This is a genomic window from Candidatus Nitrospira bockiana (genome assembly GCF_965152565.1).
Genome location: NZ_OZ224215.1, coordinates 452373 through 468623, shown reverse-complemented (window position 1 = coordinate 468623; position 16251 = coordinate 452373). Strand labels below are relative to the sequence as shown.

Genomic DNA, 16251 nt, shown 5'->3' with positions numbered 1-16251 from the left:
CTTATGGCGCGACAGCGCAGTTGGTGGTGTAGATCACGCCGCGCACTGGGCCAGCCGCGCCTGTGATGATTTGGATATTCTGTCCACTTGCCCCATGACCCAAGATGTTGGGACTATCCTTTTCGCTCCATGAATCACCCGCCGCAAAGTCCCACGGCGATCCGAGGAGCTTCTTGCCCGCCGCATCTTGAATCGTGATCGTCGTCGCGACGCCCGTCCGATCGACCCTGAGCCAGCCGCCGAGGATTTTGCCGTAGTTGCCAGCTCCGACCGACTCAAGCGTCGTGGTCGTGGCCGAACTGATCTCGATCTCCCGAATGTTCCGGGTGCAGCCATCTGCTGGCGTGTAGTTGGTCGGCGCGACGGCGGTGTCGATGATCATCCGCTGTCGGCCTTTCAGATCGAAGGATGCATTGACCCGATCCCCGTCCGTCACATCCGCCGGCACCGAGGCGGAGGCCTTGCCGCCGATCTTGACTGGGTTGGTGCTCCCATCCGGCGAATCGTGAGCGACATCCCCGGTGATGTACTGTTGGTAGGCGGTGTATCCAATGCCTGAGAGACCGACGGCGATCGTCAGCGTCAGGAGAAGAACATAGAGCCGATCCCCGAGTGTCTTCTTCACGAGAGCCTCCCTTAGAAGATGTGCCACTTCACCCCATCGGTGACGATGGAGATCGAGTTGTACTGAATCGTGATCGCGGCCGTGAGCCCATCATCGATCGTCTCGGAGGCGTTCCCATCGACCGTGCAGGTGTTCGCGCTAGAATCCGTCTTCTTGATGATGAAGAAGACGCCGGTGTTGCCGGTGACCGGCGGCAGCGTCAGCGTGAAGCCGCCCGCCGAGGCGTCGCAGAGAATGACCTTGTCGCTGGTGGTGAGGGTATAGGCCCCGGTCTTCGTGGCTACGGCATACGTAGAGGTGCCACCCTGGGTGTCACAGTCCTTCCAGGCCGAGTTCTCATAGCAGCGGAACTTGTGCGACGTGCTGTTGTAGTAAATGTCCCCGTTGGCTGGGCTTGACGGATCGGCGGTGTGCGCCCCGACGTTGACGCCGGCGGTCGTGCCGTTCGGGTTGAAGGTCTGCTTAATGCCATCACTCCACGCGTTGGCCGTGTTGGGAGCGGCGAAATCCACGCCCCCCACCGCATTCGCTAGCACCCCCTGGCTGGCGGCTTTCACCATCCCGGCCACTGCTGTGCCGGTCCAGATGGAGGTATCGACATACGCGCTGGTGATCGTCTGACACGTGGGCGCCCCCGAGGCGCTCAGGACCCGGATCACCTGATTGGTGCAGGTGGCCCCCGCGTAGATCGAGGGCGCGCCGGCGGTGTTAATGACGAGCCCCGTGCCCAGCGCCCCGAGGTTTTTCTCGGCGGTCAGGGTGCCGTTGGCCGCGCCGGTCCAGTACTCTCCGTCCGTCGGTGCGCCGCCCCCGGCGCCGCCTTTTTTCGTGAACGTCGTTTCCCCGGCGGCCGGCCCGTGGATCAGGAGGGCCAGCAAGATCGCTACGATGAAGGTGTGCATGCAGTCTCCTCTCAATTGCGCGGCGCGGCCGCTCACCAGAAGCACGTGGCCTTGATCTTCGCGTCGGATCCCCCGGACCGGATCGCCCGGAACTTCGGCCAGGCGAGCCGGTCGAGCTCGATCACGTCGCCCGGGCTCGCCTCGTAGTCGTCGCTGTTCGGCGCCACCCCGTCCAGGTTCCAGTAGATCGCCGCGTCCTTCACCTGGAGGAGCACGTCGGTGTTGTTCGTCCCCACCTTGCAGACGTTCGAAGTGAGCCCGATCGAGACGGTGGAGACCGTCACGGTCTCCTCGGCGACCGGCGCCCCCTTGATGGCCCACGCCGGCGGCGTGACGAGCAAGAGCAGAATCAGCAGCAGGCGTGTGATCATCGGGTCATCCTCCCTTCGACTTAGGATTTTCTCAGCAATTGGTTCGTGACTGGGTCTACGCGACACTGTTCGAGCAGCCACCGCGATGGCGCCTCATCGCCGGCGATGATTTGGAGCGCGCGGTAGAGACGGTGGGCGGGCTTTAGGTTGCGCTCGGCGATGATTCGATCGGCATCGGTGAGCGCGGAGGCGGCGAGCGCCAAGCGGGCGAGATGGATCGGTCGGAGCTTGCGGCTCACACAGCCGGCCACTTGAACGCCCGGGATATCGCCCGGCGTTGGGTCGTCGGCGGCCCAGGTGGCCTTAATGTCGCCTGTTCCCGGGTCAATGGCGACCCAGATGGTCGGCTCGTCGGAGGCGGTAATGTACTGCCAGCGAACCCATGCACCGCCAGGCGCACCGAACCCGCTGGCGTCAACGCGCAAGCGACCGATAAAGTCTCCTGGATCACCGTTGACTCCACCATGTCCATCCCAGGTTGGCGAAGCTGGCACTCCACTACTTTGTCCCGTGACGCTCGGGAAAAAACTTGTACCGTTCATGGTGACATCGACGATGCCCCCAGGGCCCGTTGACGCTGCCCCCGGGGCTATCTTCAGCTCCGGGGTCCCCACGCAGGGCTTGGCCAGCAGGGCCTGGGTGATCGACTGTGCGATGATCTGGGTGCCATCGATCCAGGTGAACACACGGGCATCGGTCGTGCTCGTGACGGCGGACCCGCTCGTGGTCACGGTGCCCAGCTTCACCGCATTCGCCGGCGCGACACCCGTCGTGTTGTGCTCGATCACCACGGAGCTTGCGAGCCCGCCGACGTCGTAGAGGATCCGGACCCAGACATGGCTCGTGCTGCTCGGAGGAAACGTTACGTTCTGCGCCGACCATTCGATGAACCGGCCGTCGATCCGGGCCTTGCCCGTCGGGATCTGCATGATCAGATCGGGATCGGAGCCCGGAAGCCCGCCGCCGCTTATCACCACGTTTCGTGCGAACAGAAACGCCATCCACCGATCGGCCAAATTCGTCTCGAACATGGTCTCCCCGTAGCCGTTCGGCTGCGCGCCCTCGAGGTCGTTGGCGCTGGGGAAGACGTGGGCGGTGAGAGTCACCTGCGGCATCAGGCCCTCGCGAAGGAATGGGTCCAGGCAATGGTCACGGTATTCGAGACGCTCTTCGCGATCGGATCGTGCACCACGCGGCTGAACATCTTGTTGTTGGCGTTGAAGAGCCCGGCCTCGCGGAGCGTGTTGCCGTTCGCGGATCCCTTCGGCACGAAGATCCGGTGCGTGATTTCGGCCGCCACCTTGAGGCGCTGGGAAATGTTCGTCCGGTAGACCTCGGCCACGAGCGCCGTCTGGGCGTTCGCCGGCGAGGTGCCATCCGTTCCGACCGCACCCTGCGTGATGCCTCCTTGCGTGCCATCGCTCCAATCCCGGATGAGATCCAACCCGGCGTCGACGACCAGGTTCCCCGTGCGGAGCTCCTCGAGCAGCGCGTCCGAGCTGCTGTCCCGGATCTGGATCACCACGTTCTCGCGGACCAGCAGCCGTCCCTTATCGAGCTGCTCGAGCAGCTCATCGATCGCGCGTTGGCAATGCGGACAGTTCATCCGGCCCCCACGAGCCCCGACCACAACTTATCCCCGACCTTGGCCGGATCCGCCGTCCCCGTCACCGTGCTCGCCGCCTCGCTCACGGTGAGCGGCTCGCGGAAGGCCCGGAGCAGGTTCACCACTTCGTTGGGCCGAATCACGTGCTTGCGGCCGGCCTGCATCAATTTCGAGAAGAAGGCCACCCACCCCTCCACTGCGTCGCCCTCGACGGCGGTGATCTCATAGTGAAACTCGGTCAGGTCGCGCTCGCGGAAACGGACCGACGAGATCAGGTACTCCCCGTCGAGGCCGTGCTCGGGTACGTAGACGCGGAGGAGCTGGCCGGCGGCAAACCCCGTCTTGCGCGTGGCAAAGGTCAGCTTGGCCTCGATCGCCCCGAAGCGCTTGAGCAGACCGATTGCCTTGTCGTTTCCCAGGTTCAGGCGCGTGATCTCCTCGTTGTCCTCGATCGCCTGATAGATCCCGCTCCCGCCTTCGACTGAGATCCGCTCGGCGATTGCGTCCCGGTCCTGGGCCGCGGTGACCAGCGGCGTGTAGCCGATGTACTCCACCCGCAAGGTATCGGAGGCTGTGAGCCGGGTGCCCCCGGTGTCCTGGGAGAGCTGCTCATCACCCTCCTGCCAGTACCAGTCGAACGTGGCGTCGACCTCGCGGATTCCGACCGTCTTCGCCACCCCGTTGACCTTGATCACGGGCTGCTCCGCAATCGGCAGCGCAACGGTAAAGGTCGTCTGCTTGCCATCCCCGTGGAGCTCCTCGACCACCACGCTCTCCGTCACGGCCTGGCCGCCCCGCACCACCTGGTCGTTGCGGTACCGGTCGCGGGAGCGCTCGACGCTCACGGAATCGGCGAGCGCCACCCCGTTGTCCGTGATCAGCTCATGGGGCGCCTGCATGGTCGTGCGATCGATGAACCGCAGGACCTTGTCGTAGCCGATGTTCCAGAAATAGCCGGTGATCTCGGAGAGCTCGTTGAAGCAGCGGCCGGCGTCGAGGTAGTTGAACGGCAAGTGCTCGATCGTGGGGCCGTCCGGAAAGTCGGGGGCCAGCGACACCCCGTCGGCCGCGAGGTGCTCGGTGACGATGTCTTGCACGATCTGCTTCATCGTCTGATCGTCATAGACCTCCGCCACGAGATGCCGATCGGCGATCTGGTTGTAGTCAACGGCGTCGAGCTCGAGCGTCAAAGCATTCGTCCCCGCGGCCCGCGATTCCTTCAGGCGGTCGATCGTGCCGGCGAAGATCGTCTCCCCCATGTGCCTGACCACGAGCGTCTGCCCGATCGCCGGCCGATACCAGCCGCGCGTGTCGATCAGGGTCAGACGGCAAATATTGCGCGCGTTGAGCTCATCCGTGATTTCGAGCGTGGACGCCTGGAGCAGATCCACGCGCTCTTCGCCCCCGATCGTCAGGCTGTCGGGAATCATGTCGACGCGGTCCCCAAACGCAGGCGCACTTCACCCGGCGCCTTGCTCAGCAGGTATTCCGCCCAGCGGCGGCCGTCCATCAGGAAGATGATCCGCTGTTCGCCCCCGCCCCCGAGAAAGTCGCTCAGCCGGTCGATCGGCAGGATCGCCTCCGGGCCCTTTTCCCCGAACACCCCGAAGGTCGGCTTCATCGCGATGCCGCCTTCGGCGAACGGCGTCGCGAGCGAGGCCGTCGCCGCGACAATCGCCGAGCCGAGGGCCACCTCGATGGCGGCCAGGCCGGCCACGGTCGCCGCCGTCCCGGACGCGGTGACGGCCGCGGCGGCCGCCGCATAGGCCGGCGCCATGGGCGCCCCCACGATCGACGCCGCCAGGGCCGCGCTGATCGCGGTGAACACCCCGGCGGTCGCGATCACGATCGATTCCATCACCCCGATGGCCGCCTTCCCCACCGCCCCGATCGACGCCAGGGTGGCGATCGCCCCGCCCTCGATGGCCTTGTTTGTCGCCAGCACGGCCGCTAGCCGAGCGCCCTCCTGTGCGGTCGTGATCGCGGTCCTGGACGTCTCCATGGCCGTATGGGAAGCGAGCGCTTCCGTGTCCTGGGCCTTCTTGAACAACAGGTCCTTGGCCCACTGCACGGCGAGCTGCACCCCGGTGTTGATCGTGGCCTGCAGGATGGTGTTCAGCATGGAGTCCCAGAACTGCTGGAGCGTCGAGGTCCCCTGGATGAGGCCGGCGAGCGTGCTCGAGAACTGCTGCTGAATCGAGGACCAGGTGAAGACGGCGCTCTGCTGTACCTGGTCGAGCTGGCGTTGCCAGAACGAGGGGTATTGAGTGGCGAGCTCCCGGAGCTGCTGCTGCCTGGCCTGCTCGGCCAGCACGCTCGCCCGGGACGCTTCGGTTTCCTTGAGCTTGAGCTCGTCGATCTGCCGGATCCGCTCCTCGTAGGTCCGCTGGATCTCGAAGCGCTTGCGCTGCTCCCCGCTGAGCGTGTCCGCGGTGAGCTGATCGAGGAAGCTCTTCTGCCGCTTGGCGATGTCTTGGTGGAGCAGCTCCATCTGGCGGTCGCGCGCCGCCCGGATGGCCGTCTCCAGCCCCGCGTATCGGACAGTCAGCGCATCCAGTGCCGCGGCGAGGGCCTGACTGTTCGTCGCGTTCGCTTCCGCGGCCGACTGCTCGAGGGCCTTGAGCTCCTGCACCTGCCGCATGCGGTCGTCGAACGTCTTTTGAATGGCGAGCCGCTGGCCTTCTTCCGCCCCCAGGACGTCCCGCGAGACGGACTCCATGAGCTCCCGCTCGCGGCCGACCCGCTCGCGCACGAAGCCTAGGAGCTCGTGGTTTTTGACGCGCTCGATCTCGGCCAGCAGCTCGGCCCGGCGCGTCTCATCCGCGACGCTCTGCTCGACCAGCCGCTTCCGTTCGTCGGCGGTGGTCACGATCGCCCGGAGACGCTTCTGCTCGGCCGTCAGCGTGCCATCGGTCAGCGACTTTTCGAGCTCGAGAAGCTTAGTCAGCTTCCCCTTGGACGCCGCAAACATCGCCTCGTCCCTCGCCTGGGCGGCCTGCAGGATCAGCGTTTCCCGGTCCTTCTCGTCCTTGACGATCGCCCGGATGAGGCCGACCCGCTCACGGTAGGTCTTCTGCGCCTCGGCGCGCTGCTGCTCCTCGCTGGTCCGCGTGCCCTGCACGATCTGATCGCGGAGCTCCTGCTCGAGCTCGCCCCGCTTCAGCACGGACACGCGCGTGATGTCCACCAGCAGACGGCCCCGCTCCTGCTCCGACAGCTTCGTGCCCTTGACGAGATCGATCCGCTTGGCCTCTTCCGCCTCGATCGCCGCGAGCTTCTTCAGGCTCTCGCCGGCGAGATCGGCGGTGAGCTCGCGCTGCAGTTGGCGGATCTTGTCGACGACCTCCTGCTCCTGGTGCAGGATGCTCTTGCCGCCCTTCTTCTTGGTCTCGACGACCTCGGTCGTGGTCTCCTTGGTCGACTGGATCGTCTGCTGCTGCTGTTGCCGCTCCATGATGCCAAGCGCCACGAGCAGATCCCGGCTCGCCTGATCCATGTCCGCCTGCGCGCGCCGCGCCGCGTTGAACCACTGATCGTGGGCCTGCTGCATGGCGTCCCCGGCCGCCCCGGGCAACAGGAGAAACGGCGCGATCAGGCCGGCCGCGAAGTCGTTCGCGACCTTGACGAAGAAGTTGAAGAGGATCCGGACGGACGCCGTCAGCACGTCGACCACGCCCCCCAGGAATTGCACGATGCCGAGGGCCTTGAGTTCTTGCCAGGCCTGGCGCATGAGCCCGAGCGCCTCCGTCACGCTCTTGGCGTGGGTCGCCATGTCCCGGAGCGCGGCCGCCGCGCCCTCGGCCCACTGCTTCAGCTCTTGCTTGATGACCTTCTCATTCGCTTTGAACCACTCCAGGACATCGACGACGATGTCGTTGAGCACCGGCAGGAAGGCCTGCGCGATGATGTTTTTCACGCCTTCCAGGACCTTCCCCATCCGCGTCAGGTTGTCGTTGAACTCTTCCGCCGCCTTAGCCGTCTTCGTGTCCCACGTGACCCCGAGCAGCTCGGCCTCCTGCATCTGCGCGCGGATGGCGGCGGCCCCCTGCTCGAGCAGCGGGATCATGTCGAGGCCTGATTTCCCGAACACCTTGACCGCCAAGGCGGCCCGCTCGGTCTCGTTCTCCATGCCGGCGAACAGATCGGAGACTTCCAGCATCACGTCCGCCGCCGGCCGGAGCGCCCCCGTGGAATCCGTGACGGCGATGTTCATGAGCCGGAACAGATCCGCTTGCTCCTTGGTCCCCTGGGCCGCTTCGAAGAGATTGTTCGAGAGCTGTTTGAAGCTGATCTGGAGCGTGGAGAGATCGACGTCGCTGAGCTCCGCGGCATGGCGGAGGGCCGAGAGGTCCTCGACGGACACCCCGACCTTCTTGCTCATCTTGAAGAGCTCATCCCCCGTGTCGGCCGCGGACTTCGTGATCGCGAAGATCGCCGCTCCGGCGCCGACGGCGGCGGTGGTGATCGTGGCGAGGCCGAGGGCGCCGACCTTCCCCGCCTGCTGGATCTTGTCCCCGAAGCTCTGCCCGTCGCGGCTGAGCTTCCCGAAGGCCTGCTCGAGCTCCTTGGCGTTCACCCCGATCTTGACGATCAGTGAGCCGATGTCAGCCACGCGCGGTCTCCTGACGTTGCGCGATCGCCTGAAACATGGAGAGGATCTGCTCCGGCGACTGCGCGGCCGGCGCCTCCCCGAACGTCGGCATGAAGTCGGCCCGCTTGTACCGGCGGCCCTTCGGGGCATAGGCGTTGGCGATGGTCGAGGCGACGATCGCGGCCTGCAGGTCCCCGCGCCGCTGTCCGAACGGATCGATCGTGTAATAGGCCATCCATTCCGTCAGTTCCTGCGAGGAGAGCGGCCGGCGCTCCCCCGTCAGGAGCTCCTCTACGGTCTTCCCGAGGTGTCCGGCGAGGAGGAAGAGGAACCGTCGGTCTGGACGGCCGCGGAGTTTTTTGCGGCCTGCTCGACGGCCTTGTCGCGCATCCCCGAGAGGCGCATGGCCACATCGAACAATCGGTCCAGCACGGCGCCGTTCTTCTGCCCCAGTCGCTCGACGTCGGCCTCGGTAAACAAGAGCTTCCCCTGCTCGTCGCACACGCACATGACGAGCAGCTTTGCCCGGGTGTTCTCGTACACCGGCACCACCTTGTCCCCCTGGAGCCGGTAGCGGGACCCCTCCCAGGCGTCGCGCCCCTTGGCGCTCACGCTGCGGACATAGACCGCGCCGCCCCATTCCGGGACCTCGACGCGCTCGATGACCATGTCATCGGACTTGAAGATGGACTCGCGGGACAACCCGGCTGGCGCCGGCGTCGGTGATTCGCTCATACGTTGGTCCTCCGTATGGAATGGGGATCCCACGTGGTCGCGCGGGATCCCCTGGGTGTCGCAGGGCTACGCCGGGATCCGGATGATCGCGAGCTTGATCCCCGCGTTGCTCACGTTGATGTGGAACTTGCCGCTCTGGTCCCAGCCGATGACGGAGCCGGCCCAAAACATCGCGAACTCCCCGGCCCCGATCGAGTAGGCGTTGATGTCGCCCTTCCGGTTGCGCTCGTCGTTCGCGCTCGTGAGCGTGATCGTCTGCGCGCCGACGTCGGTGTTTTGCGCGATGATGAGCTCGCGGCCGGTGAACGAGAACTCGTTCCCGTTCGCGACGTCGCCCGCCGCCAGCGTGAAGTCCAGGTCGTTGGCCGACACCGTCCCGGGGTACGGCCCTTTCGGCGTCTGCACGGTGAGTGCGGTTCGTGGCATGCTGTCCTCCTTGTGACGCTCGTAACGACTCTAAGAACGATGGCGATCCTTTACGAGAAGGTGACCGCCCCGGTGATCTTGATCGTGACGCTGGCCTGCGCGACGTCGTCCGTCGGGAACTCGAGCGGGAACGACATCACGTAGCCGGCGAAGCTGATCGTCTGAATGCCCCCGGGCAGGACCACCTGGAAGTTCCGCTTGGTCCGGTTCACCATGTCGTTCCGCATCCCATGGATGGTCACGTCGCTCGGGACGTAGTTCAGGTCGAACTCGACCGTGCCCGGATCGATCAAGCTCGGGATGAACTCCCGATACGCCCCCGCGGCGGCCGAGGAGTGTGTGGTGACGTCGATCGAGTCCACCTCGGTGCTCGGGCCGCTGATGCTCTTGACCTCCCCGACCGTCGTGAAACTTTCCGGTGACCCGCCGTCGCCCCGCTTCAGCAGCGTTCCGTAGGCTGCAATCGCATTACTTGGCATCGCTCATCCTCCTGTGTTTGACCTACCCCTGCGACGCGGGATTGTCCCGCAGATGCCGATAGACGACGTCGAAGCGGAGGGCCTTGGACAGCACCGGCTGGCTGGCCTCCACCGTCGCCTCGAGATACGCCGGCGGATCCGTGCGCTGGGCCAGCCCGCCCCAGGTCGGATTCCGCATGGCCGCCTGCTCGACATCGGCCACGAGGCTGTTCAGGATCTCGCCCCCCGATCGGCTGTCGCCCTCCACCTCGATCGCCAGCACGACGGCGTAGAGCTCGAAGCGGCGTTGTGTCCACGGCGCCGGCGACTTGTCGAGCTCCGGCTCGGCCTCGCCTTCCATGACGAGCACGACCGGCAGCGCGGAGAGATTGACGCCCCTGAGCGAGAAGCGCTGGACGGACTGCACGGTGTTGGCGTAGCCGTCGGCCGTCCGGATCCCGGCGAAGACCTGCACCGCCTTCTTGACGATCTGTTCCTGGACTGAGTCCACCTAGAGCCCCACCGACTGTTTGAGATGTTTCGTGATCGCGACGTCGTAGGCGCGCAGGCCGGCTTGGGCCGTCTTCTCTAGAATCGCCGGTGCGAGCTCCTTGGCGACCGCCCGGAACCGCGTGCGCTTCGGGATCGTCACCTGGGCCGCGGTGGCGACGATCTCCCCCTTGCCCCCACCCTTGGCCGCCGCCCGGATGTAGAGGCGGTCTCCGTGCAGCGGCTTGAACGTGTAGCCTTCCTCGTGCACCCGGATGGCTCGAGAGATCCCCACGTGCACCGCCAGATCGGACGCGCTCGCGCCCTTCACGAACGAGAAAATCTGCTTCCCCTTCTTGAACGCGCCGCCCTTGATGCCCGGGCGGCCGCTGAGGGACTCGCGAATGAATTGCCGCCGGACCCGCTTGCCGCCTCGCTTCAGCTCGCCGCGCTGAAACGAGAGCTGCAGCTTGTGCCCCTCGGCGATGCCCTCCACGAATTCGGGCAGGTTCACCACCCGCATGAGGCCCGTGCTCATCGCGTGAGCTCCAAGTGCCACATGCCGCCGTCGCCGGCGGTGAGGCCCTTGTCCTGACTCAGGATCCCGGTGACCCGAAAGATGCTGACCGCCTCGTCATCGACGTCGGCTTTGCACTCGACGAGGTCCTCCCCCACCGTCACGGCGGTCACGCCTTCGGTGGCATCGTTCGCCACGGTCAGGCGGATTTGCAGGCGCGCGTACTTCGGGCCGCCCTGCGTCTCCGCCGCCTCCGGCCGGCTCCGGTCCACGATCCCCAGGATCGACAGGGCGGCGCCGCCCTTCGGCCGGTAGCCGATCACTTCCCCGCCCAGGGCGGCGATCATCCTCGTGGCGTCGCTCGGCATCAGCGGCGTTTCCTGGTCGGTTTCCCCGTGCCCCCGGTCGTTTGCAGCACCGTCTGGACCTGGTCGATCGCGCGCGCCATCCCGACGGGCACGTCGAGGGTGGACGGCACCCCGTCGGCCGGCTCCTCGGTCTGGTCCGTGTCGGTGACAAGGTCCGGCAGCGCCGGCCGCGCCTCGAGGATCCCCCGCTTCAGACACATGGCCACGTGATTGGGATCCCAGCCGGGCAGCCCCTCGACGTCGCTGCCTTGCGGAAAGTGGCGCCCCCGTGCATTGAGGGCGCCGCGTGGATGCATGACGACCAGCATGTGTGCTCCATGCGGGCGGTCCTGTGACCGCCCGCGCTCCGCCTCCAGCTAGTCGCGGGACTAGCTGAGAGTCGCCCTCGTCGCGCTCATGAAATTGCCGTAGCCGACGTTGTACCAACCCTCGAGCCAGGCCTGGACGTGGTCGTGCTGCTTCGCGTACTCGCTGTCGAGCCAGAGTGTGAGCAGCTCGATCGGCACCTCTTCCTGCCAGACGAACGGCTTCGTGAGGCCGTCCGTCCGGAAGAGGATGAGCTTGTCATTGGCGGTGAGATCGCCGTTCGGGACGAGCTCGAACTGCATGCCGAGCCCGATCAACGGGTTCTCCCGGGTGCCGCTGCCGGTATTCAACAGGCTCTTGGTCAGCGCGACCGCGGCGGCGCCCCACATGTTGATCGGCACCCAGAGCTGAAACGCCCGGGCCCGCCCGTTCACCTTGCGCCCCCGGTCGTTCGTGTACGTGTACTGGTGCTGGATCATGGTCATGATGATGTCGGCCATCTCGTCCGCGGTCGGATTGACCGGATCCGCCACGTTCAGCACCGGGTAGTCGCCGGCGGCGATGTCGTTCTTGAACGAGCCGCTGTCGCCCCAGCTATGCGTGGTGGAGAAGAACGTCTGGCCGTTGAACGCATTCCCGTTGGAGTTGACCAGGCTCGTGATCAACGAGAAGGGGTGGTCCAGTGCCACGACGGAGAGCTCGGCGGCCCGCCGCATGAGCTGGCCGGTCTTGTCCCGACGCAGATCCGTCTTCTTGATGGCGATCGAGTACTCCCAGTACTTGTTCCGGATCTCGAATTTGTACGCCCCGAACTCCCGGACCTGGCGCTCCCCGACGTACTCCCGCATGTCGCCATGCCCGCCGAGGAACGGGTACTCCTCGACCGCCGAGTTGCTCTCGACCCGCAGCGTCACGTTGTTCAGGACGCTCGGCTCCGCGAGCCGCTGTTCGTATTCCAGGTAGAACTGACCCTTGAACCCGTTCGGGCTGAGGATCTGCGTATCCTGTGGCATTGTTCCCTCCTTCTCAGTGAGCCGGTGAAATCAACCCTAAGGTTGAAGGTCAGCGTTCCGCCTAGATCGCGGTGTTTAGCGCGGTCCGGATCGCCGCGACGTCCGTGATCAGCGCGTTGATCTGCGCGGCGACGTCGGCAAAGTTGTTCCGGATCGCGGGAAGCGCGTTCGCGACGAGATCGTCCCGGAGCGCATCCGCCGAGGCCGGCGTGTCGGCCGGATCCGGGATCGCCTGGAGCGTGGTGTTCGCCGTGCCGGCCGTGTTGTCGGTGAGCGCCGCCGCGGTCGCGGCCGCCGCATCGGCGAAGGCGATCGCGGGCGCCGTGAACTCCACGACGCACCGGGTGCCGGACTCGTGCCGCACGATGCGGCCGATGGGCGTGTTGCTGCCCTCGGTGAGCGTGAAGTCGTTGTCGCTCGACATGTAGACGACCTTGCCGAGGTCGGCGACCCCGACCACCCCGGTGACATCGGCGACGACGCGCCCATGACACATGACCCGGACGCGCTTCGCCCCGTCCGCCCCCGCGTTGTCCACCTCCGCCAGGGCGAAGCCGTAGAACTTGTCCCCGGCGTTCAGCGGCCGCGCGTAGCCCCCGGTGTCGCCGACGGCGGAGCCCATGTAGATCTTCGTGGCCCCCTTCACCGGCAGCTCGTTGTAGTCCGCCTTCTCAAAGGCCCTCTGCTTGCTCTCAGCTAGTGCGGCCATCGGTTCCTCCTTCAGTGATCAGTGATGAGTCGCTCTTATCGGGCCTCGGCCGCTCAGTTCTTGGCCGGCTTGGTCTTCGGCGCCTGCGCCTCGCGGCGCTTGAAGGCCAGGAAGGCCTCCTTGCTCGGGTACTCGGTCCGGAGCTCGGCCTGGCTCTCCCAGTCCCGCTCCCAGCGCTGCTCCTCGGTCAGTTCGCCAACCGAGGTCTCCACGGAGCCCCCGGAGCTCGGCGGCGCGGCCGCTTGGATCACAGACAGCTTTCGCAGCTTGAAGGTGCGCTCGGCCTCGTCGACCGAGGCCCCCATGGCGATCAGCTCGGCCTCGGCCGCCCGCTCGCTGGCCGGCACCTTCTCGGCCGAGCCCCAGACGCTCAACAGCGCCTTCTGCACCCCGGCGATCCGCTCCCGCTCGGCCTTCTGTCCCTCGGCGCGGGCCTTGTTGATGTCCTCCTGCGAGAATGTCTGTGCTGTCGACTCGCTCATGAGTGCCTCCATGCGTGTAGTGAGTTGAGCAAACATCGCCGAGACCTTCGGGAGCAGATCGTGCTCGGCCCATCGATTGAGAAACCCCGTCACCTTCGCGGCGAGGCTGCTCTCCGCGCTCAAGAAGCCCCCGGCGTTCGCGGCCGGCTCGTCGACGACGTCGGTCGCCCAGAGCTTGGACACGCGCGCAAGCTTGGGGAGCGGCCGCCCCTTGCTGTCCGTCTTCTGGCTCCCGTCCTCGTTCTTCTGCATTTCGTGTTCGCCTTCGAAGACCATCGAGGCCCCGAAGAGATCCGGTGCTTCCTCCGCCAGATCCAGGACATGTTCGGCGCGGTCGCCGCCCGGCGCACTGGCGGTGGCCGCGAGCAGGTGGAGATCCGCGCGCACGCGATTGCCGTCACGCCGGAAATTCACCGCGCGCCCGATCGTGGTCCCCATGCTCGTGGAGCTCGCGTTCGGATGATCGAAGCGGGCCTTGATGCCCCGCTTGGCCTTGTTCCCGTGCTCCACCACCTGATCGAGCGTGGTGTCATCGATCAGCATGTTGTGCCCGAGCGCCGGCCTCTTCGTGACGACGCTGAAGCCGTAGATGATTCGCGCCTCCCGATCGACGCGGGGCTTCCCGTCCTTGAGCTCCACCCCGGTCGCGAGATCGGAGCGACACCAGGTGGCGGTCAGCCCCAGCCGCAGTTCGTGGTCGAGCAGCTCGTCGAGGGTCATCGCACGGCCTCCTCTTCCGGCTGAGTCTCCTGGTCCGGGTCCTCGCGCTCCCGCTCGGGCTCGTCCTCGGTCGACGGCGTCGGCGCGGCCGGTGCTGGCCCGGGCGCGGCTCCCGATGGCACTCCCAACTCCCGCATCAGTTCCACCTCGCGCTGGCGCTGCTCCAGGACCTCCTCCCAGTCGCGGCCCTGCGAGGCGCACTCATCGGCGAGCGAGGAGAGGTTGTTCTCGATGGCGAGCTTGGATGAGGTGACTTCCTTCACGGGGTCGACCCAGCCCCACCCCGGCGCGATCCACCGCGTCCGCATCCAGTCCTCGCGCTCGTCGCCGAACAGGTTCACAGCGTCGAGCCGCTCCCGCAGCCAGGCCTCCTCGAGGACCATCTCCCAGATCGGCTGGCAGAGGTTCTGCGCGAGCCATTCCTGATAGCCCTTGAAGAAGCGCCGAGCCTCCAGAATGGCGGCGCGGGCGCTCGCGTAATTGACCTTGGAGAAGTCTTTGAGCACGAGCTCGAGCGGGAGCCCCAGCGCCGAGCCGATGGCGCGCAGGATCGACAGGAGGAACGGTTCGTAGGTGCCCCCAGGCCGGTTCGGGTTCGCGAAGACCACGTCCTCCCCGGGCTGGAGGTAGTCGATCATCCCCGGCTCGAGCTCCTCGACCCGCTGCCCCTGCTCTGTGGTGCCGGTCGCGTTCGCGAGCGCGGACCCCATGGGATCGTTCTTCTTCACGAACGCGGCGAAGCAGGCGGCCACACGCGCCGCGACGAGCTCGGCCTCCATGTAGTCGGCCAAGTCCTTGAACATGGCCATGGTGGGGGCGAAGAACGGGACGCCGCGCGTCTGCCCCGGTCGCAACATCCAGTAGAGGTGAAAGACGTTCCGGCGGCCGGCGGCGTTGAACGCGGGATAGCGGACGTACTCGGCGGACTGAGCGAGGCGCGCACCGGGCCGACCGAGGAACAGGTCCCCGGGATGGCGCTTGCGGATCCAGTAGGCGACCGGCTGGCCGCGCGCGCCGAGCTCGACCCCGTCCCGAATATTCAGGTCGCTCCGCTTCTCCGGCGGCGTCTCCAAGCGATCGGCTTCGATGACCTCGAGCGCAAGCGAGAAGGGCCGCCAGGGTTCGTCCTTCACCATCAGCGGGAGGACGAGCACTTCGCCGTTCTCGAGGATCTGGCGCTGGACGAGGCTCTCGATGCCGTAGAAGCTGAGGCGGCCCTGCGAATCGGCCCACGGCACCCAGTGCCGCCACGCGCGCTCGGCCTGACGCGTGAACCGGCGAGCGTGATCGGGGGTGAGGCCCAAGGCCTGAGCATCAGGACGGGCTTGCGGGCGGATCCCGGAGCCGACGACGTTGACGACGACGGCGTTCGTGATGGCGGCCGCGTGCGCGTTGTTGCGGTTGAGGTCGCGACTCCGATTCCGGAGGGTCGGCAGGTCGTTCAAGATATCGGCGTCGGCGGAGGCCCCGAGCGCGCTCCAGTCCTTCCGGAGTCGGCCGCCCTCGGCGCCCACGTAGGCGCTCAGCAGGGAGGCCGCAGTCCTGGCCTGCAGCCGCTTGATGCCCCAGGCCGGCGCCACGGCAAGAATGGCACGATCGAGGGCCTGTCCGAGTCGAGCCGGCCAGCTTTGGCTCTGCTGGTACCGGCGCTCCCGCTCGATCCGCTGGCCGCGCGTCATCAGCTCGGCCTCCGCGAGAAGCCGGCGAAGTTCCGCGCGCCCGTCTGTCCGGCGATCAGCGCGTTGAGCTTCGTGATTTCGTCGAGCAGGGCCGAGGGATCGTGATAGGTGACGGTGCGGCCGTTGATCGTGTACGAGCGGATCTTGCCGGTGATGAGGTCCTTGTAGGCTTGCTCGGCCGCGGTGCGGAGGGCTTCGTAGTCGGGTGTCGCCATTGGGCGTGGTCAAATACTCTGAACCACGCCAGCGGACAA

Annotated in this window: 20 protein-coding genes; all 20 read right to left on the bottom strand. The window is 66.3% G+C overall.

The genetic code is table 11. The features are described 5' to 3' along the window. Position 1 precedes the first annotated feature (1 nt). Positions 2–625: a hypothetical protein gene (locus tag ACWHYV_RS02535; RefSeq protein ID WP_447979094.1), complete on the bottom strand. Its 624-nt coding sequence runs from the start codon at positions 623–625 to the stop codon at positions 2–4. Positions 626–636: 11 nt separating this feature from the next. After that, positions 637–1527, bottom strand: a complete 891-nt coding sequence (locus tag ACWHYV_RS02530) for a hypothetical protein (RefSeq protein ID WP_447979093.1) — start codon at positions 1525–1527, stop codon at positions 637–639. A gap of 32 nt (positions 1528–1559) precedes the next feature. Further along, entirely contained in the window at positions 1560–1898 is a 339-nt protein-coding gene (locus ACWHYV_RS02525) for a hypothetical protein (RefSeq protein ID WP_447979092.1), read from the bottom strand. A 20-nt stretch (positions 1899–1918) separates the two neighbouring features. Continuing rightward, positions 1919–3013 (bottom strand): hypothetical protein, encoded by a 1095-nt coding sequence (locus ACWHYV_RS02520; protein ID WP_447979091.1) that lies wholly within the window; start codon positions 3011–3013, stop codon positions 1919–1921. Beyond that, positions 3013–3504: a hypothetical protein gene (locus ACWHYV_RS02515; RefSeq protein WP_447979090.1), complete on the bottom strand. Its 492-nt coding sequence runs from the start codon at positions 3502–3504 to the stop codon at positions 3013–3015. The genes ACWHYV_RS02520 and ACWHYV_RS02515 overlap by 1 nt, the downstream gene beginning before the upstream one ends. After that, positions 3501–4934, bottom strand: coding sequence for a hypothetical protein (locus ACWHYV_RS02510; RefSeq protein WP_447979089.1), 1434 nt, complete (start codon positions 4932–4934; stop codon positions 3501–3503). The genes ACWHYV_RS02515 and ACWHYV_RS02510 overlap by 4 nt, the downstream gene beginning before the upstream one ends. Beyond that, on the bottom strand, positions 4931–8116 hold the full coding sequence (locus tag ACWHYV_RS02505) for a hypothetical protein (RefSeq protein WP_447979088.1): 3186 nt from the start codon (positions 8114–8116) through the stop codon (positions 4931–4933). The genes ACWHYV_RS02510 and ACWHYV_RS02505 overlap by 4 nt, the downstream gene beginning before the upstream one ends. Continuing rightward, entirely contained in the window at positions 8109–8330 is a 222-nt protein-coding gene (locus ACWHYV_RS02500) for a phage tail assembly protein T (protein WP_447979087.1), read from the bottom strand. The genes ACWHYV_RS02505 and ACWHYV_RS02500 overlap by 8 nt, the downstream gene beginning before the upstream one ends. A gap of 56 nt (positions 8331–8386) precedes the next feature. After that, positions 8387–8830 carry a hypothetical protein gene (locus tag ACWHYV_RS02495; protein ID WP_447979086.1) on the bottom strand — a complete coding sequence of 148 codons (444 nt, stop codon included), beginning with the start codon at positions 8828–8830 and terminating at the stop codon, positions 8387–8389. Positions 8831–8896: 66 nt separating this feature from the next. Beyond that, the gene (locus tag ACWHYV_RS02490; RefSeq protein WP_447979085.1) at positions 8897–9256 is read right to left on the bottom strand and encodes a hypothetical protein; all 360 of its coding nucleotides are present in this window, start codon (positions 9254–9256) and stop codon (positions 8897–8899) included. A 50-nt stretch (positions 9257–9306) separates the two neighbouring features. After that, positions 9307–9735, bottom strand: coding sequence for a phage tail tube protein (locus ACWHYV_RS02485; protein WP_447979084.1), 429 nt, complete (start codon positions 9733–9735; stop codon positions 9307–9309). Positions 9736–9757: 22 nt separating this feature from the next. Further along, positions 9758–10225 (bottom strand): hypothetical protein, encoded by a 468-nt coding sequence (locus ACWHYV_RS02480; RefSeq protein WP_447979083.1) that lies wholly within the window; start codon positions 10223–10225, stop codon positions 9758–9760. Continuing rightward, a complete protein-coding gene (locus ACWHYV_RS02475; RefSeq protein WP_447979082.1) occupies positions 10226–10741 on the bottom strand; it encodes a hypothetical protein in 516 nt (171 codons plus the stop codon). Continuing rightward, the gene (locus ACWHYV_RS02470) at positions 10738–11088 is read right to left on the bottom strand and encodes a hypothetical protein (RefSeq protein ID WP_447979081.1); all 351 of its coding nucleotides are present in this window, start codon (positions 11086–11088) and stop codon (positions 10738–10740) included. The genes ACWHYV_RS02475 and ACWHYV_RS02470 overlap by 4 nt, the downstream gene beginning before the upstream one ends. After that, complete coding sequence (locus tag ACWHYV_RS02465) at positions 11088–11396, bottom strand: hypothetical protein (RefSeq protein WP_447979080.1); 309 nt, start codon at positions 11394–11396, stop codon at positions 11088–11090. The genes ACWHYV_RS02470 and ACWHYV_RS02465 overlap by 1 nt, the downstream gene beginning before the upstream one ends. Positions 11397–11456: 60 nt before the next feature. Further along, positions 11457–12407 (bottom strand): Mu-like prophage major head subunit gpT family protein, encoded by a 951-nt coding sequence (locus ACWHYV_RS02460; RefSeq protein WP_447979079.1) that lies wholly within the window; start codon positions 12405–12407, stop codon positions 11457–11459. Positions 12408–12468: 61 nt separating this feature from the next. Beyond that, positions 12469–13116: a cytoplasmic protein gene (locus tag ACWHYV_RS02455; protein ID WP_447979078.1), complete on the bottom strand. Its 648-nt coding sequence runs from the start codon at positions 13114–13116 to the stop codon at positions 12469–12471. A 53-nt stretch (positions 13117–13169) separates the two neighbouring features. Further along, positions 13170–14318, bottom strand: a complete 1149-nt coding sequence (locus tag ACWHYV_RS02450; RefSeq protein ID WP_447979077.1) for a hypothetical protein — start codon at positions 14316–14318, stop codon at positions 13170–13172. Beyond that, positions 14315–15997: a phage portal protein gene (locus ACWHYV_RS02445; RefSeq protein WP_447979076.1), complete on the bottom strand. Its 1683-nt coding sequence runs from the start codon at positions 15995–15997 to the stop codon at positions 14315–14317. Before ACWHYV_RS02445 ends, ACWHYV_RS02450 begins: the two co-directional genes overlap by 4 nt. Continuing rightward, a complete protein-coding gene (locus tag ACWHYV_RS02440; protein WP_447979075.1) occupies positions 15997–16212 on the bottom strand; it encodes a hypothetical protein in 216 nt (71 codons plus the stop codon). The genes ACWHYV_RS02445 and ACWHYV_RS02440 overlap by 1 nt, the downstream gene beginning before the upstream one ends. Positions 16213–16251: the final 39 nt, after the last annotated feature.